This window comes from Lentzea sp. CC55 (genome assembly GCF_021056325.1).
GTDB classification, from domain to species: Bacteria; Actinomycetota; Actinomycetes; order Mycobacteriales; family Pseudonocardiaceae; genus Lentzea; species Lentzea jiangxiensis.
Window position 1 is genome coordinate 131,270 of the sequence record NZ_JAJCXE010000008.1, and the last position, 18,102, is coordinate 149,371.

18 protein-coding genes are annotated in these 18,102 nt (G+C 71.0%); 5 read left to right on the forward strand and 13 right to left on the reverse strand.

Annotated features, from left to right (window positions below; genetic code table 11):
• Positions 1-41 precede the first annotated feature (41 nt).
• Positions 42-2,369 (forward strand): Tex family protein, encoded by a 2,328-nt coding sequence (locus L6E10_RS05665; protein WP_236217463.1) that lies wholly within the window; start codon positions 42-44, stop codon positions 2,367-2,369.
• A 56-nt stretch (positions 2,370-2,425) separates the two neighbouring features.
• Here L6E10_RS05665 and L6E10_RS05670 read toward each other — a convergent pair whose 3' ends face one another.
• Positions 2,426-3,664 carry an ABC transporter substrate-binding protein gene (locus L6E10_RS05670; RefSeq protein ID WP_236217465.1) on the reverse strand — a complete coding sequence of 413 codons (1,239 nt, stop codon included), beginning with the start codon at positions 3,662-3,664 and terminating at the stop codon, positions 2,426-2,428.
• Positions 3,665-3,868: 204 nt separating this feature from the next.
• Between L6E10_RS05670 and L6E10_RS05675 the strand changes: the two genes are divergently transcribed.
• Both L6E10_RS05675 and L6E10_RS05680 read left to right on the forward strand, forming a co-directional pair.
• Positions 3,869-4,732 carry an NAD-dependent epimerase/dehydratase family protein gene (locus L6E10_RS05675; protein WP_236217468.1) on the forward strand — a complete coding sequence of 288 codons (864 nt, stop codon included), beginning with the start codon at positions 3,869-3,871 and terminating at the stop codon, positions 4,730-4,732.
• The gene (locus L6E10_RS05680) at positions 4,729-6,270 is read left to right on the forward strand and encodes an NAD(P)/FAD-dependent oxidoreductase (protein WP_236217470.1); all 1,542 of its coding nucleotides are present in this window, start codon (positions 4,729-4,731) and stop codon (positions 6,268-6,270) included. The genes L6E10_RS05675 and L6E10_RS05680 overlap by 4 nt, the downstream gene beginning before the upstream one ends.
• Here the strand turns inward: L6E10_RS05680 and L6E10_RS40685 are convergent.
• The 8 genes from L6E10_RS40685 to L6E10_RS05720 form a co-directional block, all read right to left on the reverse strand.
• The gene (locus tag L6E10_RS40685) at positions 6,261-7,595 is read right to left on the reverse strand and encodes a DUF4041 domain-containing protein (protein WP_236217756.1); all 1,335 of its coding nucleotides are present in this window, start codon (positions 7,593-7,595) and stop codon (positions 6,261-6,263) included. The genes L6E10_RS05680 and L6E10_RS40685 overlap by 10 nt on opposite strands.
• Before the next feature lie 59 nt (positions 7,596-7,654).
• On the reverse strand, positions 7,655-8,551 hold the full coding sequence (locus L6E10_RS40190; protein ID WP_275676126.1) for an ABC transporter ATP-binding protein: 897 nt from the start codon (positions 8,549-8,551) through the stop codon (positions 7,655-7,657).
• Positions 8,552-8,577: 26 nt separating this feature from the next.
• A complete protein-coding gene (locus tag L6E10_RS05695; protein WP_236217471.1) occupies positions 8,578-8,955 on the reverse strand; it encodes a GntR family transcriptional regulator in 378 nt (125 codons plus the stop codon).
• 36 nt (positions 8,956-8,991) lie between these two features.
• Complete coding sequence (locus L6E10_RS05700; protein ID WP_236217473.1) at positions 8,992-9,963, reverse strand: ABC transporter permease subunit; 972 nt, start codon at positions 9,961-9,963, stop codon at positions 8,992-8,994.
• On the reverse strand, positions 9,960-10,703 hold the full coding sequence (locus tag L6E10_RS05705) for an ABC transporter ATP-binding protein (RefSeq protein WP_236217475.1): 744 nt from the start codon (positions 10,701-10,703) through the stop codon (positions 9,960-9,962). Before L6E10_RS05705 ends, L6E10_RS05700 begins: the two co-directional genes overlap by 4 nt.
• A 31-nt stretch (positions 10,704-10,734) precedes the next feature.
• A complete protein-coding gene (locus tag L6E10_RS05710) occupies positions 10,735-11,184 on the reverse strand; it encodes an SRPBCC family protein (RefSeq protein WP_236217477.1) in 450 nt (149 codons plus the stop codon).
• Between the two features lie 80 nt (positions 11,185-11,264).
• Complete coding sequence (locus L6E10_RS05715) at positions 11,265-12,023, reverse strand: LLM class flavin-dependent oxidoreductase (protein WP_236217479.1); 759 nt, start codon at positions 12,021-12,023, stop codon at positions 11,265-11,267.
• A 44-nt stretch (positions 12,024-12,067) separates the two neighbouring features.
• Positions 12,068-12,538, reverse strand: coding sequence for a hypothetical protein (locus L6E10_RS05720; RefSeq protein WP_090101509.1), 471 nt, complete (start codon positions 12,536-12,538; stop codon positions 12,068-12,070).
• 147 nt (positions 12,539-12,685) lie between these two features.
• Here L6E10_RS05720 and L6E10_RS05725 point away from each other — a divergent pair, with 147 nt between their 5' ends.
• The gene (locus L6E10_RS05725; RefSeq protein WP_236217481.1) at positions 12,686-13,237 is read left to right on the forward strand and encodes an NlpC/P60 family protein; all 552 of its coding nucleotides are present in this window, start codon (positions 12,686-12,688) and stop codon (positions 13,235-13,237) included.
• Here L6E10_RS05725 and L6E10_RS40690 read toward each other — a convergent pair.
• Positions 13,227-16,067: an AfsR/SARP family transcriptional regulator gene (locus L6E10_RS40690; protein WP_236217484.1), complete on the reverse strand. Its 2,841-nt coding sequence runs from the start codon at positions 16,065-16,067 to the stop codon at positions 13,227-13,229. The two genes, L6E10_RS05725 and L6E10_RS40690, sit on opposite strands and share 11 nt — an antisense overlap.
• 192 nt (positions 16,068-16,259) lie before the next feature.
• The gene (gene mug, locus L6E10_RS05735; protein WP_236217486.1) at positions 16,260-16,754 is read right to left on the reverse strand and encodes a G/U mismatch-specific DNA glycosylase; all 495 of its coding nucleotides are present in this window, start codon (positions 16,752-16,754) and stop codon (positions 16,260-16,262) included.
• A 116-nt stretch (positions 16,755-16,870) separates the two neighbouring features.
• Here mug and L6E10_RS05740 point away from each other — a divergent pair, with 116 nt between their 5' ends.
• A complete protein-coding gene (locus L6E10_RS05740) occupies positions 16,871-17,329 on the forward strand; it encodes a hypothetical protein (RefSeq protein WP_236217488.1) in 459 nt (152 codons plus the stop codon).
• Here L6E10_RS05740 and L6E10_RS05745 read toward each other — a convergent pair.
• Both L6E10_RS05745 and L6E10_RS05750 read right to left on the reverse strand, forming a co-directional pair.
• Positions 17,326-17,643, reverse strand: coding sequence for a hypothetical protein (locus L6E10_RS05745; protein ID WP_236217490.1), 318 nt, complete (start codon positions 17,641-17,643; stop codon positions 17,326-17,328). The genes L6E10_RS05740 and L6E10_RS05745 overlap by 4 nt on opposite strands.
• Positions 17,644-17,653: 10 nt before the next feature.
• On the reverse strand, positions 17,654-18,097 hold the full coding sequence (locus L6E10_RS05750) for a hypothetical protein (protein ID WP_236217493.1): 444 nt from the start codon (positions 18,095-18,097) through the stop codon (positions 17,654-17,656).
• Positions 18,098-18,102 lie beyond the last annotated feature (5 nt).

The following is an 18,102-nucleotide window of genomic DNA, read 5'->3' on the forward strand; positions in this document are numbered from 1 at the left end:
CCGTGCCACGTCGAATCGGGCAGCGGGCAGAATGGCGCGCTGTGACAACGCTCATCCACCAGAAGATCGCTGACGAGCTCGGCGTGGCCGCAGGCCAGGTCGGCTCTGCTGTCGAACTGCTCGACGGTGGCGCGACCGTCCCGTTCGTCGCCCGCTACCGCAAGGAGGCGACCGGCGGTCTCGACGACGCCCAGCTGCGCACGCTCGAGGAACGCCTCGGCTACCTGCGCGAACTGGAGGAGCGCCGGGCGGCCGTCCTCAACTCGATCCGCGAGCAGGGCAAGCTGGACGACGCCCTGGAAGCGCAGATCCTCGCCGCCGACTCGAAGGCGCGGCTCGAGGACCTCTACCTGCCGTACAAGCAAAAGCGCCGCACGAAGGCCCAGATCGCGAAGGAAGCGGGCCTGGAGCCGCTGGCCGACGCCCTCCTGGGTGATCCCACCCTGCACCCGCAGGAACAAGCCGCCAAGTTCGTCGACCCCGCCAAGGAGGTCGCCGACGCGACGGCCGCCCTGCAGGGCGCGCGGGCCATCCTGGTCGAGCGGTTCGGCGAGGACGGCGACCTGATCGGCGAGCTGCGCGAGCAGATGTGGACGCGCGGCCGCGTCGTCTCCAAGGTCCGCGAGGGCAAGGAGACCGAGGGCGCCAAGTTCGCCGACTACTTCGAGTTCGACGAGCCGTTCGCGAAGCTCCCGTCGCACCGCATCCTCGCGCTGTTCCGCGGCGAGAAGGAGGAGGTCCTCGACCTCGTCCTGGAGCCGGAGGAGCCCGTGCAGGAGGGTCCGTCGTCGTTCGAGGTGCGCATCGCCGCCCGCTTCGGCATCGACGACCGCGGCCGCCCGGCGGACAAGTGGCTCACCGACACCGTTCGCTGGGCGTGGCGGACCCGCATCCTCGTGCACCTCGGCATCGACCTGCGCGGCCGTCTGCGGAGCTTCGCCGAGGACGAGGCCGTCAAGGTGTTCGCCTCGAACCTGCGCGACCTGCTGCTGGCCGCCCCGGCCGGCACGCGCGCCACGATGGGCCTCGACCCCGGCTACCGCACCGGCGTGAAGGTCGCCGTCGTCGACGCCACCGGCAAGGTCGTCGCGCACGGCGTGATCCAGCCGCACGTGCCCGCGAACCGCTGGGACGAGTCGATCGCGAAGCTCGCGGCCTGGGCCAAGCAGCACAACGTCGACCTGATCGCGATCGGCAACGGCACGGCCTCCCGCGAGACCGACAAGCTCGCCGCCGACCTGATCAAGCGCCACCCCGAGCTCGGCCTCACCAAGATCGTGGTGTCCGAGGCGGGCGCGTCGGTCTACTCGGCGTCGGCCTACGCCTCCTCGGAGCTGCCGGACCTCGACGTGTCGATCCGCGGCGCCGTCTCGATCGCGCGCCGCCTGCAGGACCCGCTCGCCGAGCTCGTGAAGATCGACCCGAAGTCGATCGGCGTCGGCCAGTACCAGCACGACCTGGCCGAGTCGAAGCTGTCGCGGTCCCTCGACGCGGTGGTCGAGGACTGCGTGAACGCGGTCGGCGTCGACCTCAACACCGCGTCCGTGCCGCTGCTGACCCGCGTCTCCGGCATCACCGCCGGTCTGGCGGAGAACATCGTGCTGCACCGGGACCAGAACGGCCCGTTCCGCACGCGGGCGGCGCTGAAGAACGTGGCGCGGCTCGGCCCGAAGGCGTTCGAGCAGTGCGCGGGCTTCCTCAAGATCCGCGGCGGCGACGAGCCCCTCGACGCCTCCTCGGTGCACCCCGAGGCGTACCCGGTCGTGCGGAAGATGCAGAGCGCCGCGGGCGCCGAGCTCATCGGCAACACCGCGGTGCTGACGAAGCTGCGCCCGGAGCAGTTCGTGGACGAGAAGTTCGGTCTGCCGACCGTCACGGACATCCTGCGCGAGCTGGAGAAGCCGGGCCGCGACCCGCGCCCGGCGTTCAAGACGGCGACCTTCGCGGACGGCGTCGAGAAGATCGCCGACCTCAAGCCCGGCATGGTGCTGGAGGGCGTCGTGACGAACGTGGCCGCGTTCGGCGCGTTCGTCGACATCGGCGTGCACCAGGACGGTCTCGTGCACATCTCCGCCCTGTCCGACAACTACGTGAAGGACCCGCGCGACGTCGTGAAGTCCGGTGACGTGGTGCGGGTGAAGGTGCTGGAGGTCGACGAGGCCCGCAAGCGGATCGGCCTGACGCTGCGGCTGACCGACGAGCCGGGCAAGCCCGCCCCGAAGCAGGGCGGTGGCGGCGGTGGCCGTGACCGCGGTGGCCGTCCGCAGCAGCGCGGCGGCCAGCAGCGCGGCGGTGGTCAGCGCACCTCGCCGGCGCCGGCGACCGGGTCGATGGCGGACGCGCTCCGCAAGGCCGGGTTCGGCAAGTAGGACAACGGGGAACGGCTCCTCCCGGCGTGCGGGAGGAGCCGTTCCCCGTTCGGCGTCTACTTGGCGCGGGTGCCCTTGAGCTTCACGAGCTCCGACTCGAACAGCTCCTCCACGGTCGTGAGACCGCCGGGCGCCTTGGAGTCGACCTTGGTGATGTAGGACTGCGTGGCGGAGGGCCTGCCCACCAGCGAGTACCGCAGCGGCCCGGTCAGGCCCTGGGTCTCCAGGCCGTTGGTGTCCTGGAAGGCCTTCAGCACGCCGTCGCGCGTGAGGTCGCCTTCCTCGCAAGCCTTCTCCACGACGGAGAGGAACACCTTCGCGACCGTGTAGCCGTGGTCGACGTAGATCGCGGGCTTGTCGTTGGGGTAGTACTGGTTGAACGCCGCCGCCACCTCGCGCGGGCCGGGCTGGCTGCCGGTGAACGGCGCCACCGACGTCACCACGGACACCTGCTTCTCCACGGCGGGGCCGACGGGCGACTCGAGGATCGCGGTGTCGAAGCCGACCACGTTCACCATGAACGGCACCTCCCACTTCAGCGCGGCGGCGACGCCGACGGCGGCCGCGGTCTGCGCGGGGGTGGTGCTCAGCATGACGGCCTTGGCGCCCGCGGCCTTCAGGGCGGCGATCTGCTGGCTGAGGTCGGCCGTGGTCTCGCCGATCGGCTGCTCGGCGATCCTCATGTTCCACTGCGTGCCGACGAACCGGCTGCCTTCCACGGCGTTGTCGCCGTAGCTGCCCTGGGCGTAGATGTGGCCGACGGTGTCGCCCTCCTTGATGACACCGCGGCGCTTGTAGTGGTCGAGCCCGTTGATGACGTCGAGGTCGTAGGTCGTGCCGACGATCATCATGTGCGGGTTGCCGAGCAGCGACGCGGCCCACGAGGCGGGGGCGGTCAGCGTGCGGGTCTGCATGAGGTCGGGCTCGATCGCGGCGGTCATCGGCGTGCCCGCGAGCTCCAGCAGCCCCAGGACCTGGGGTTCGAGGTCGAAGTAGGCGTCGAGCGCCTTCTGCACGTCGTACGCGTGGTCCTTCTGCTTGAGCTCGATCTTGCGGCCGCAGATGCCACCGCGGTCGTTGACCTGCTTCAGGTAGAGGTCGTAGCCCTTCATGCGGGTCAGCGCGGAGGCTTTGAACGGCCCGGTCATGTCCGTGAGGATGCCGAGCGAGATCGTGTCGTCGGTAACGCCCGGCCCGGTCCTGACCCGGGTCTTCGCCTCGTCCTTCGCGCCGCAGCCGGCCACGAGGACAGCGAGCGCCAGGGCGGCGGTGGGCAGTACGCGGCGGAGGGGCATGCAGAGGTCCTTGTCGGATGATCGGGGCGTACTAAGCGGTAGCTCAGTATCGAGCGGGGCCTCACGCAATGGCCCCTTATGTGCTACGGAACACAGCCTCGTAAGGTTCATGTGTCTACCGTTCGACTACGGAGTGTGCTAGCCCTTCGGTGCCGAACGAAATGAGATACGCGTGATCGGGCACATCGCGGGTATCCCGGCAGGGTGAAAATCGTCGTCACCGGTGGCTCGGGCAACGTCGGCACGGCGCTTCGCCGCCATCTGGAGTTCGAGGACGCCGGTGTCGACGTGCGCACCCTCTCGTCGTTGCGCGACGCGTTCCGCGGCGCCGACGTCGTGGTGCACCTGGCGTGGGCGATCAAGCCCACGAATCGCGAGACCAACGTCGACGGCAGCGAACACGTGCTGGCCGCGTGCGTGCAGGAGGACGTCGGCCACCTGGTCATCGCCTCCTCGGTCGCGGCGTACGGCCCGGCGCGGCGCTGGTCGAGGGTCGACGAGTCGTGGCGGCTGACGGGCATCGCCGGCAACACCTACAGCGCGCACAAGGTACGGCTGGAGGAGATGATCAGCCGCTACCCGCTGCCGTGCAGCGTGATCCGGCCGTGCGGCATCGGGCAGGCGTCCGCGGCCCGGCAGATCCGCCGCTGGCTGTTCAGCCCGCTGCTCCCGCCGAAGCTGCTGCCCTACCTGCCGATCCCGCTGTGGAACGACCTGCGCCTGCAGCTCGTGCACGCCGACGACGTGGCGCGCGCGATCGTGGAGATCGTGCGCCGCAAGGCTTTGGGCCCTTTCAACCTCGCCGCCGAGCCGGTGCTGACCGCGCCGATGATCGCCGAGCGCGTCGGCGCCGCCCGGTTGCCGGTGCCGTACCCCGTGGTCGAGAAGCTCGCGGGCGCGACAGCCCGTCTCGGGCTGCAACCGTTGACGCCGGAATGGGTCCGGATGGCCGATCAGGCTCCGCTCGTGCGGACCACACGGGCACACGAAGATCTGGAATGGTGGCCTGAGCACGACGCGCGTGACGTGTTGCGCGAGGTCGTCGACGCAATGGGAGGGCGTGCGTGAACGAGGTGGATGCGGTCGTCATCGGCTCCGGCCCCAACGGCCTGGTCGCCGCGGCCCTGCTGGCGGACGCGGGCTGGGACGTGCTCGTGCTGGAGCAGCGCGACACGGTCGGTGGTGCCGTGACGTCCGCGGAGATCACCGCACCGGGCTTCACGAACGACGTCTACAGCGCGTTCTACCCGCTCGGCCTCGGATCGCCCGTCCTCGGCGCGCTGAACCTCGACGTGCAGTGGGAGCACGCACCCGCCGTGCTCGCCCACGTGCTGCCGGACGACCGTGTCGCGCTCCTCTCCCGCGACGTCGAGGTCACCGCCAAGTCCGTCGGCTCGTTCGCCGACTCGGACGCCGAAGCCTGGCAGGCGACGTTCGCGCAGTGGCAGCGGATCCGCGACAGCGTGCTGGACAGCCTGCTGCGCCCCTTCCCGCCCGCGCGCGGCGGGATGTCGTTGCTGCGCAAGCTGGGCCTGGGCGACACGCTGCGCCTGACACGGCTGCTGACGCTGCCCGTGCGCCGTCTGGGCGAGGAGCTCTTCTCCGGCGAGGGCGCGCGGGTGTTGTTCGCGGGCAACACGATGCACTCCGACCTGGGCCCGGACCAGGCCGGCGGCGCGGGCTTCGGGTGGCTGCTCGCCATGCTCGCCCAGGACGTCGGCAACCCGGTCCCCCGCGGTGGCGCCGGCGAGCTGACCGCGTCCCTCGTGCGCCGTTTCGGCGGCCGCATCGAAACGGGCGCCCGCGTCACCTCGGTGCTGCACGCCCGCGGTGTCGCCGTTGGTGTGCGTCTGGAAGACGGTTCCGTTGTGCGCGCACGCCGAGCCGTCCTGGCCGACGTGCCCGCGCCCCGGCTCTACCTCGACCTGATCGGCGCCGACGCGCTGCCGCCGAAGCTCGCCGAGGACCTCACGCGGTTCCAGTGGGACGGCGACACGATCAAGGTGGACTGGGCGCTGTCGGGCCCGATCCCGTGGCGCAACGCGGAAGCCTCGCAGGCGGGCACCGTGCACCTCGGCGGCGACGTCAACGGCCTCGCGACCACCGCCCACGAACTGGCGTGCGGCAAGGTGCCGCGCAACCCGTTCATGATCGTGGGCCAGATGACGACGAGCGACCCGACCCGCTCCCCCGCCGGCACCGAGGCCGCCTGGGCCTACACGCACGTGCCGCTGGGCGGCAACTGGTCGCAGGACAGGCTGAAGCGCCGCGCCGACCGCCTGGAGCTGATGATCGAGGAACGCGCCCCGGGCTTCCGCTCGCGCATCGTCGGCCGCTCGGTGCTCGGCCCGGCCGAGATCGGCTCGGTCAACGGCGGCACCGCGGCCATCCACCAGCAGCTGGTGTTCCGGCCGGTGCCGGGGCTCGGCCGCGCGGACACGCCGTTCGACCGGCTGTACCTGACCGGGTCGTCGGCCTGGCCGGGCGGCGGCGTGCACGGTGCCGCGGGGGCCAACGCGGCCCGGGCGGCGCTGGCGCGGTGGGGCGTGGCGGGCGGGCTGTACAAGGCCTTGGTCCAGGGCGCCCACAGGGCGATCTACACCTGAGCCAGGCTCTGCCGGTACTCGGCGGCCTCCGGTTCGAGGACGTACTCGAGCATCTGACCCGAGTGCTTCTTCAGCAGCTCCCGCACTTCCTCGGGCGTGGCGTAGAAGAACTCGCGGCGCATGTTCACGCGGTTGACCCGCCGATCGGACAACGCCTGGTGCAGCGCCGTCTCCAGTGAGACGGCGTCGGCCGAGTAGTGCAGGATGTGCGTGTCGTAGCGGAACGGCACCGACGCGTCGCCGAGCTCCAGCACGCGGTCTTCGGGGTGCAGCCGCCGGGTCATGCCGATCTTCACCATCTTCGGCCCGAACGCGCCCAGGTTGCTGATCACGTACACGTAGCCGGCCCTGATGTTGGCCTCGCGCTGGTGCACGCCGTCGATACCGGCGACGACCTCGTCCAGTTCGGACTGGAGCTTTTCGGCGGCGGCGTGGTCCCCCTTGGCCAGCAACGCCTGGCGGACGTTCTCCAGGTGCTTGCGCTCCTTCTCGAGCTTCTCCAGCTCGCGGCGGAACTCGGCCTGCGCCTTGGCCTCTTCGCGCAAACGCTCGCGCTCGGCGCGTTCGTTCTCCTTCTCCTCCTGCTTTTTCTGCAGGTAGTCGGCCATGAGCTCGAGCTCGAGCATGCGCAGCTCCTCGTAGCGGTCATCGATCTCGATGCTGAGCATCTTGCCGAGCTTCTCGATCGCCTCCGCCGCACGAACCAGGCGCTTCTTGGCCGCGTCGACGGATCCCGCCTTCATCACCCGGAGGCTGTTCTCCGCCTCGGCGTTGTAGGAACGCAGCATGAGCTTGCACCAGTCGGCCACCATCTTGCCGCCCTCGCGCGACGACCCGTTGAAGGTGAAGTTGCCGCTGCCCACGACCGCGGTCTTGTTGCGGATCATCTCCTTCATCGAGGCCTGAACGCGGTCGAGCTGCGCCTTGTACTGCTCGGAGTTCTCCAGCGGGTGGTGGTAGCGGAACACACCCGCGTCCTGGAACAGCAACTCGTCGGTGAAGGGCACCAGGGTTCGTTGCGCCTGCGCCAGCTCCTCCTCCAGCCGGGCCAAGCCCTGCTCGAAGCCTTTCTTCCGCAGTGCGAGGGCTTCCTCCTGAGCACGGCGTTCGGCCGCCAAGACCTGCTGCTGCGCCTGCTTCTCCGCAGCGTGCGCCTGTTGCAGACCGGCCAGCTCGGCGCGCATCCGGTCGACCTGCCCGCGCACCTGGACGTGGTCGAGGCCGCCGATCTGCCTCAGATACCCGTTGAGCTGGTCGACCTGCGCCCGCAGCCCGTCCGTGGTCTGCTCCAGGGAGACGATCTTCTTCTGCTTGCTGCCGAACACGTGGCGACTCCCTGGCACGATGACTGGTACCGGCGTCATCGCACCGCGGCGTCCGGCTGTTAGAAGATCCGGACGAACCCACCCGAACGGGGTAACTGCTGACGGGCGAGCCTGCGGGCCCGGGACGCCCGCAGGTACCCCATCACCAACCCCTCCAGGTCCGGATGCGTTGCCTCCCAACCGGAAGCCGCGTCCCCACCCCGGACCAGGGCCGTGGTCTGCCGAGCCGTCCGGGAGGAGTCGACCACCACCCCGCCGGTCTCCGGCACGAGCTCCGCAGGACCCACCAGGACCCGGTGCCCCGCCAGGACCTCCTCGATCTCCCCGGCCACCTGCACCCGCCCCTCGTCCAGCAACAGCAGGTGGTCGCACACGTCGCCGAGATCGGTGAGCAGGTGCGACGACAGCAGCACCGTCGTCCCCCGCTCCGCCACGTCGGTCATGACGATCCGCAGGGTCTCGTCGCGCGCCAGCGGGTCCAGGTCGGACAGCGGCTCGTCGAGCAGCAGCACCTTCGGCAACCGCCCCAGTGCCAGCGCGAGGGCCACCTGGGTGCGCGCCCCGGCCGACAGGGTCCGCACCCTGGCGTCCTCGTCCACACCGGCCAGCAGGTCGAGCACCTCGAAGGCGCGCTCCGCGGACCAGCGGTCGTTCATGGCGGCCCCGGCCCGCATCATCTCGCGCACGGTGAACTGCTCGTACAACGGCCGTTTCTGCGTCAGCAGGGAGACGTCGGGGTGCGTCCGCCCGCGCACCGGCGTCCCGCAGACGGTCACCTGGCCGCGGGAAGGCCGCAGCAGGCCCGCGATCAGCGACAGCAGCGTGCTCTTGCCCGCGCCGTTCGGGCCGACCAGGGCGGTGACGCTGCCCTCGGGCAACGTGAACGAGCAGTCGTCCAGGGCTCGGGTGCGCCCGAAGCGCTTCGCGACGCCCTCCACCCGCACGGGAGCGTTCATGCGCGGCTCCTAATCCACAAAGGACACTAGTAGTGCGTGCCCCGAACGTCGGTGTAGATCGCGTCGACCTCGTCGCCCGTGAGGCCCTCGTCCACCGCGCGGTCCATCCACCGCTCCAGGTCCTGGCGCAGCGGCGCGTCGGCGCGGGCGGCGTCGGTGGCGAGGGAGGCCGTGATGAACGTGCCCATGCCGCGGCGGCCTTCGACGAGGCCCTCGTGTTCGAGCTCGCGGTACGCCTTCAGCACGGTGTTGGGGTTGACCCTGGTGGCCTCCACCACCTCCCGTGCCGTCGGCAGCTTGTCTCCGGGTCCGAGCAGCCCCATCCGCATGGCCTGCTTGACCTGTGCGGCGATCTGGAGATAGGTGGACACCCCGGAGTGCCGATCGATGCGAAACTCGATCACGCCGCCCAGCATAGGTGTCCACCCGTCCACCAGCGGTCACACCTGCCTGCGCACTGCCCACGCCGAGCCCAGCACGAACAGCACCGCGAACCCCGCGAAGACCGCCGCCTCCAGCAGGTGCAGCGTCGTCGCCTGGTTGACGGGGACGAAGTCGACGTACGCCCGGGCGAGCCCGTTGGCCTTGTAGCAGGCGGCCGTGTCGACGGCGCCCTGCGCGTCGGCCTTGCCGGCGCAGTTCATCAGCGGTGCCGGATCGGCGATCACCGCGCCCCGGGCGTCGAGGTAGCCGCTCCGCACGACCAGCGGGCCGCGATCAACGAGCACGGGGCTCACCACGTCGTCGGAGACGGTCCTGGTGGGGGTGATCAGGAACTCGCGAACGCCGCTGAGCACGAACCGCGCCACGACGAACACGCCGAGCGTCAGCGTCATCGCCACGAGCGTCCGCTTGGACGCCGCGCCCGCGAACATCCCCAGCGTGCAGGCGAAGAGCGTGTAGGCGATCGGCGAGACGCCCTGGGCGTCGAAGGTCGTGAAGTAGAACGGCCCCGTCGCCAACGGACCGAGTTGCCCGGCCACGTCCAGCCAGCTGTGCACGACGAGCTGGTAGACGAGCACCACGACCAGCGGGGGCAGTGCCGAGACGACGAACTTGGCCGCCATCCAGCGCGTCCTGCTGACGGACTGGGTGAACGCCAAGGCGTGCGTGCCCTGCTCGAACTCCCGCGCGAACAACGGCGCCCCGACGAACACGCCGATCAGCGCGGGCGCCGCGAGCACCGTGCCCTGGGCGAGGTGCAGCCGGTCGAACCAGGCGCTCTGGAACTCGCTCGCCGCCCGGCCGCGGCACGACTCCAAGCCCTCGACCGTGCAGGCGAGCAGGTTGCGCGCGGTCAGGTCCGCGGTCATCGCCGCCCGCAGCAGCAAGACGGCCGCCACCGCCACGGCCAGCCCCGCCACGAGCGTGATGAACACCGGGCGCTGCTGGCGCCACACGATCCACGTCATGCCGCCACCTCCGCGCGCATGTAGGCGAGCGCGAGCCGGCTCAGCCGGTCCAGGCCGGGCTGTCCGGCGTGCGCGCGCAGCAACGACGAGACGTCACCGGCCAGCCGCACGCGGCCGTCGGCGAGCAGCACGAGGTGGTCGCACACGTCTTCCAGCTCCGCCAGCACGTGCGACGACAGCAGCACGGTGATGCCCTGCGCGCGGCACTCGTCGACCAGCGTCCGCAGCACGGCCTCGCGTGCCAGCGGGTCGAGGTCCGCGAGCGGCTCGTCGAGCACCAGCAACCGCGGCCGCTTGCCCAGCGCGAGGGCCAGGGCGACGCGCGTGCGCTGGCCGCCCGAGAGCGTGCCGGCCTTCGCCGCGAACGGCACCTGCGCGCGTTCGACCAGCCCCTCGGCGTACGCCTGGTCCCAGCCCGGGTTGGCGTGGCGGCCGAACCGCAGCGTCTCGGCCACCGTGAACTGCGGGTACAGCGGCTTGGCCTGCGTCAGGAACGCCACCGCCGGGTGCATCCCGCGCCCGGTCGGCGCGTCGCCGAACACCGAGATCCGGCCCGTCGTCGGGCGGAGCAGTCCGGTGATCATGCCCATCAGCGTGCTCTTGCCGGCCCCGTTCGGCCCGACGAGCGCCACCGTCCTGCCCGCGGGGATCTCGAGCGCGCAGTCGCGCAACGCCCAGCCCCGCGCGTACCTCTTCCCCAGGTTTTCCGCCACGACCGGCGGGTGCTCCCTCACTCGCATGGGAGCAACCGTACACCCTTTCACTAGTTATCTAGTGAAAGGGTGCTGGACGTCCCTTGGACAGCGCGTTCAAGCGCTGGAGGGTCTCCTTGTTCCGGGGGACGAGCAGCACGTCCTGCACGGCGTTCGGCATGAGCGCGGTGGGGCCGCGCACCGCCCGTTCGGTCATGTGCACCTCGGTGAGCGACTCGGAGCGCGCCCGCAGCGTGAAGGTGATCCGCGCCGCGCCCACCGGCCACAGCCGCGCGTCCAGCTCGAGCAGCTGGTTCGGCTCGCAGCGGACCACCTCGGTGGTGTCCTCGATGGTGAACGGCCACGGACCGACGCTGTGGTGGATGCGCGTGCCCTGCCGGGGCCAGCCGGCGTCGACGTCGCGGATGTGCGACGCGCCCACGACCCAGCCCGCGTAGGACCAGCCGTCGGCCAGCACGGACCACACGGCGTCAACAGGAGCTTCGACGTTCAGGGAGACCTCTGCCACGCCCTCAGGCATACCCCGCCGATCACAAAGCAATCCGGCGCGTGCGGCGAGACGCGGAGCGCGAACGTCCCGCCGAGGCGTTATGCCCTCACACCATCGAGTGATCCCACGAAACGGACGAACCCTTCGGGGTCCTCGCTCGTGGCGGACTGCTGCAAGATCACGCTGGTGGCGCCCGCCGCGGCGACCTGGGAGACGAGGTCGGTGACGAACGCGGCGTCGCGCGAGTCCGTCTCCACGTAGACGACGACCGGGTGGTCCCTCGTCGCCCGGATCGCGCGGACCTGCTCCAGGTCGGCCGAGGCGTCGAGGATGGTGCCGTCACCGATCTCACCGGCGAGGACGAGGGTCTTCATGCCGTGACCGCCGACGTGGACGGGCATCGGCGCGGCGGGCGGCCAGTCGAGCGCCACACCGGTCAGCTTCACGTACCGGCCGTCCGCGGTGACCCGTTCGCCCGCCAGCAACGCCTTCAACGCGTCCGTGTACTCGCGCAGCAACGTCAGCGGCGACGCCACCCGCGCGCCGATCTGCCCCATCCAGTCCTGCACGCCGTGGCCGACGCCGATCGTGACGCGGCCGGGGAACAACCGGTCGAGCGTCGCCGCCTCCATCGCGGTGATCGCGACGTTGCGCAGCGGCACGGGCAGCAGGCCGACGCCGACCTTCAGCCTCGAGGTCCAGGCCAGCGCGGCGGAGGCGCAGGCGATGCCGCTCTCCAGGAAGCAGTCCTCCCACAGCCACAACGAGTCCACACCGGACTCCTCGGCCGCGAGGACGACGGAACGCAGGTTCTCGGGCGGGAGCTGGGGCCGGTAGACGACGCCGAGTGTGGTCACCCGACAACTACTACCGGCCCCACCCCCGGCTCGGCAACAGGTTCTCAGCACCCGCAGTTGTGGTACGTCACGTCCCAGTGGTTCGACTCGAGGTAGTAGATGTTGCCCGCGTTCGACTTCCACTTGTTCCCGCCGATGGACGAGAACTTGCTCTTGATGTAGTTCGTGACGCAGCTGGACAGCCGGTAGTCCACCTTGTAGCCGTTCCAGTGCGAGTACGTGCCCGACGCGTGGCCGGTCTCCGTGCCGCCGGTGATGGTCAGCGCGCAGCCCGAAGCGCTCTTGAACGTCTTGGCGCCCGCGATCGTCGTCTGGTTGATCTGCTCGAACGACGTGCAGTTCGGACGGTTGCGGTCGCTGCACCCGCCGCTCGACGTCCAGGCGATGCCGGCCGCGCGCAGCTGCGCGGTCGCCTGGGAGTGCGTGTACTTGGCCGGAGCCGCGGACGCGACGGACGCGCCCATCAGCAGAGCCGCGAACATCGCGATCACCGCTGCGATCGTGCGAACGAACATGTGCTCTCTCCTCAAGCCCTGGGCAAGACATCGCGAAAGCTAGGCAGAGCCGGTAAAGGAAGCCCTAAAGCGGCCTTAGGCCGATCTTTGGCGCCGGAGTGGACAGTTCCGGTCATCACCAGGCGCAAGTCGATCGGAGCAACAACAATGCGCATTCGCCACGCCGTCGCGGCGACCGCGATCTCGCTCGGACTGCTCGGTGGCCTGAGCGGCGTCGCCCAGGCCGCACCGGAGGGTCCTGCCGAGCAGGAGACCTCCGTCTCCCAGGTCCAGGCAGCGGCCGGGTACGGCGGTTCCATCAGCCGCACCGAGGTCGTCAAGCGGGCCAAGGACTGGTGGGACCGCAAGGTCCCGTACAGCCAGTCCGCCTACGCCTGGGACGTCAACAAGGGCAAGAAGTACCGCACGGACTGCTCCGGCTTCGTCTCCATGACCTGGAAGCTCACGACGAGCCGCAACACGCGCAACCTGGACGAGATCGCCACCAAGATCTCCTGGGCGAACCTCAAGCCGGGCGACATGATCCTGCGCAACGGCCACGTGAAGCTGTTCGAGAAGTGGGCCAACTCGGCGAAGACGTCCGCGTGGATCTACGAGGAGGGCAGCACGGCGACGGACATGGACCACGAGACCGTGTCGATCTCGTCGCTGAAGAGCGGCGGTTACGCGCCGTGGAAGTACAAGAAGATCACCGGCTGAGCCGGGGCGCGGCGAGACCGAACTGAGCCGGCCACTGGCGCACCTCTCCCCTCTCCCTGGTGCCCAGTCGCGTGAACAGGCTCGCGGCCTCGTCCCAGGAGCGGTCCGCGCCGGCGACGTCCCCCAGACGGGCGTGGACCGCTCCGAGGTCGCGGAGCGTGCGGGCGCGCCACAGCGGCAGGGTGAGGTCGTTCCACACCGGCAGCAGCTCGGTCAGCACGGTCCGCGCACCGGCGTGGTCACCGGCCGCGAGCCGCCACTCCCCCACCGTGCGGCGCACGAGCGCCTCGCCGAACCGGTCGCCGACGTCGCGGCAGCCGTCCAGGGCCTGCCGCAGCAGCCGCTCCGCGGGTTCGAGCAGACCCTTGCGCAGCAACACCTTCGCCCAAGCCTGGGCGGTGTAGCAGGCGAGCAGCTCGTCGCCGGTGCCCGCGACCATCTCGTGCGCGCGGCGGACGTGGTCCTCGGCCAGGTCGAGCTCGCCGCGGGCGCGGTGCACGAGCCCTATCCCGCGGGCGGCCAGCGCCTCACCCCTGCGGCTGCGCGCCCGGCGGTAGACCGCCTCCGCGAGGCGCAGGGTCTCGAACGCCCCCTGGTCGTCGCCGAGTTCCCGTTTGACGGAGCCGATCCCGTAGTGCGCGTGGGCGACGCCTTCGAGGTCCGTCGCCTCCAGCAGGTCCCGCGCCCTGCCGAGTGCTTCGAGGGCGCACGGGTACTGGCCGAGATCACGGCACACCATGCCGATGCCGTTCATCGCGACGGCCTCGCCGTGCCGGTCGCCCAGGTTCACGAACAGCGTCTGCGCGGTCTCGAACCACGACCGCGCCTCGACCAGGTTGTCCCGCTTGTAGTGCATCTGCCCCAGGCTGCAGCGCAGCACCGCCTCCAGTCTCAGGTCCCCGGTCCTCCACACGGCCTCCAGCGCCGCCGTGTGCGACCTCTCCCAGGCCTCGTACCGGTTCCTGAGCCCGAACCAGGCGAACACCAGCACTTCCGCGAGCTGCGAGGCGATCTCCGCGAGCCCGAGCTCCGCCGCGCGTTCCACGAGCCTGGTGAGCAGCGGTTCCTCACGCGCGAACCAGGCGTCCTTGTCCATCGGGCGCGCCGCCGTCGTCAGCACGCCCAGCGAGTCCTGCATCCGCGGCACGGCGAGGAAGAGCTGCTCGGTCAGTCCGTCCACAGTGGAGAGCGCGGCGATCACCGCTCTCCTGACGAGGTCCTCGCGCTCGGAGCGGGGGTCCTCGGCCTCGGCGAGCTCGCGGGCGTGCAGCCGCACCAGCTCGTGCATCCGGTACCGGGCGCTGCCGATGACGTCGAGCAGCCGCGCGTCGACGAGCTGGTCGAGCACGTCCTCGTCGAGCAGGTGCGCCCACAGGAAGCTCGGCACCTCGGGCAGGCCGAGGAAGCCGAAGACGCGGTACGCGCGGCGGGCGTCCTCGTCGAGCGCCCGGTAGGTGAGCTCCAGCCCGGCCCGCACGGCGAGGTCGTCCGCGACGAGCTCGTCGAGCCTGCTGCGCTCGTCGGAGAGCCGCCGGACGAGCTTCGAGACGGGCCAGTGCGCCCGCCCGGCCAGCCGCGCGCCGGTGATCCGCACGGCGAGCGGCAGGTAGCCGCACAGCCGCGCGACCTCCTTGGCCTGGCCGGGTTCGGCGGCGACGCGGTCGTCGCCCAGGATCCGCTGCAGCAGCGTGACGGCCTCGTCCTCGCCCAGCACGTCGAGCGGGATGCGGCGCACGCCCTCCAGCCCGCACAGCCGGCTGCGGCTCGTGATCAGCGTCAGGCAGCCGGGACTGCCGGGCAGCAGCGGCCTGACCTCCGACACGCTCGTGACGCCGTCCAGCACGATCACGACGCGCCGCCCGCCGACCGTCGCCCGCCACAGCGCCGCGCGTTCCTCCGCGGACTCGGGGACGCGCTCGCTCGGCACGTCCATCGCGCGCAGCAACGCGTCCAGCGCCCCGGACGGCGAGTGCAGGTCGACGAACAGCTGCCCGTCCGGGTACCGGTCGGCCATCCGGTGCGCCGCGTGCACGGCCAGTGCGGTTTTGCCGACGCCCGCCGGCCCCTCGATCCACCAGACGCCGCCGTCGCTGTCGAGGAGCCTGCTCAGCTCCCTGTCGCGCCCCGTGAAGTCGCCGGCGTCGCGCGGCAGGTAGTTGCGCCTGCTGTCCCGCGCCCCCTCCAGCACGTCGCGGTAGAGCTGCTGCAGCTGCTCGCCCGGCTCGACCCCGAGCTCGTCGACGAGCACCTTGCGCGTCTCCCGGAACACCCGCATGGCGTCCGCGCGCCGCCCGGCCCGCGCCAGCGCCGTCATGAGCTGCCCGCGCAGCCGTTCCGCGAGCGGGTACTCGGCGACGAACGCCCCGAGCCGGTCCACGAGCCCGGCGTGCCGCCCCAGCGCCAGCTCGGCGTCGACCCACGCCTCGGCGGCCGCGAGCCGTTGCACGTCGAGCGTCTGCGCGAACACCACCGGCGTGCCGCGCCACAGCTGCAGGGCCTGGTCCAGCAGCCCGGCCCTGACCCTGAGGTCCGCCTCGTCCCCGGCGCTGGCCACGAGCCTGCGGAACGCGTGCAGGTCGACGGTGCCGGGGTCTGCGTTGAGCACGTACCCCGCCGCGCGGTGCTCGACCGGCAGCCCGGCCCGGCGCAGGCTCGAGATGTGCACCTGCAGCGACTTGCGCGCCTGCGGCGGCGGCTCCTCACCCCAGATGAGGTCGATGAGCCGCTCGACCGGCACGACCTTCCCGCACTCGACCGCCAGGACGGCTAGGATCTGCGCGGGTTTCGGCGGCACCGTCGGCTCGACCGGCCCGAGAATCCTGACCTCCACTGTGCCCCCACCGGTGTTGAAGATTCACCAAGCTCTGCACGGCATCGCCAAACTCTGACGCAATCCGGCTGACCGGGTTCCACTTACGGGTGAAAAGCACTCGAACGGACGCAGATCACGATGCAACCAGACCGGGCCCCACTCCGTCCAGCGCACTTTCAGTGGGCATGAATGTGAACTTTTGTCCCGCTTCTAGACGCTCGACTTGAGACGCCCGAACTCCTCCGCCAACGCGGGCAGCTGGTAGTGCGCGTTCAAACCGCTCGGATTCGGCAACACCCACACCCGCACCCCGCCTACGGTGTCCTCCTGCGGGCCCACCTGCGCCTTCTTCCGCTCGAAGGCCGCCCGGTACACCGTCACCCCCAGCACCGCGAGAACCTTCGGCGAATACCTCCGGACCTTTTCGGCGAGCAGAGCCCCGCCCTCGCGCATTTCGTCAATTGTCAACTCGTCGGCTTTGGCGCTGGGCCGCGCGACGACGTTCGTGATGCCGAGCCCCAGTTCGAGCAGCTTCTCCTGCTCGGAGGGCGCGAACTGCCGCGGCGTGAACCCGGACAAATGGAGGGCGGGCCAGAACCGGTTTCCCGGCCGGGCGAAGTGGTGCCCGGTCGCCTCCGACACGAGGCCCGGGTTGATGCCGCAGAAGAGGACGTCCAGGCCGGGCTTGATCACATCGGCAATCACGTGGCCCAGCCTACGAGGTGGAGCCCTAATCTCTCGGGGATGGCCGACCTGTCGATCACCCGGGACGTGCGCGCCGGGTTCGCGTTCACGCGGTTCCCGGGCAGGGCGGTCGCCGGATGACCCGCCCGATCCTCTTCCTCGACGTCGACGGCCCCCTGCTCCCCTTCGGAGACGGCGTCCCCGGCACCCCGGGCCTCCCCCGCCTCGACCCGCTGCACGGCCCGTGGCTGCAAGCCCTCCCGTGCGAGCTCATCTGGGCGACGACGTGGATGGACGACGCGAACACCCACATCGCGCCCCTGCTCGGCCTGCCACCGCTCCCGGTGGCGACCTGGCCCGACGACCCGGACACCGAGGAGGCGGACGCGCGCCGGGGCCTGCACTGGAAGACCCGCGGCCTGGTCGCCCTGGCGGGCACCAAGCCGTTCGCCTGGGCCGACGACGAGATCACCGGCAGGGATCGCGACTGGATCGCCGCACACCACGGCAAGGCGCTCCCGCACGGGGTGGACCCGAGGCGCGGCCTGACCGACGCCGACTACCTCGCCCTCGACGCCTGGCTCCGCACCGCCTAGGCCCCGGCCGGCACCCGAGGCCGCGGCGTCCACATCGTGTACCCGGCCCGCCGCGCGTCCTCCGGCGAGTGGAAGAACGCGTCGCCCTTCATGCGCTTGTAGTACGGCGACTCGGGCGTGTGGAACATCATCGTGCGCGAGTTCGCCTTGATCGCGGGTGCCGCGGCGACCGGCTCCTCCATGATCGACAGGGTGCCCGCGTCGACCACGGCGGCGGGCGACGACCGCGAGCGCATGGTCAGCCAGGTCAGCAGCACGCCGGCGAGGAAGGCGCCCGCGCACAGGCCGAACATCTGGAAGAAGAACCCGAACAACGCACTGCTCCTAGCCCGTAGTCGTGAAGTCCTCGTCGACGCGCAGGTCCGGGGCGGCCGCGCGCAGGGCGTCGCTCAGCGCCCCCGCGCGCTCCGGGTCCGCGACGCGTGCCGACGCGGTCAGGTGGCCCCGGCGGACGACGCCGGTGAAGTCGGTGACGCCCCGGTCCAGCACCACGCCGAGCAGCGAGGCCGCCTCGGAGGGTGCCACCGGGAGGCCGGGGGCACCGGGGGTCATCACGTCGGTGATGCGGTGGGCGGCGGTCAGCGCGCGCACGGCGTCCACCACCTCCTGGCGTTGCGAACCGGCGGTGCCGGCGAGCACGATCTCCGACGACCGCACCGCGAGCACCAGGTGGCCGGACGCCTCACCGGGGTGCGCCGCGAGCGCCACCGCCGCGAGCAACGCCGGCACGACGACGGCGCCGACGACGACGCGTTGCGGTAACTGCACGCGCC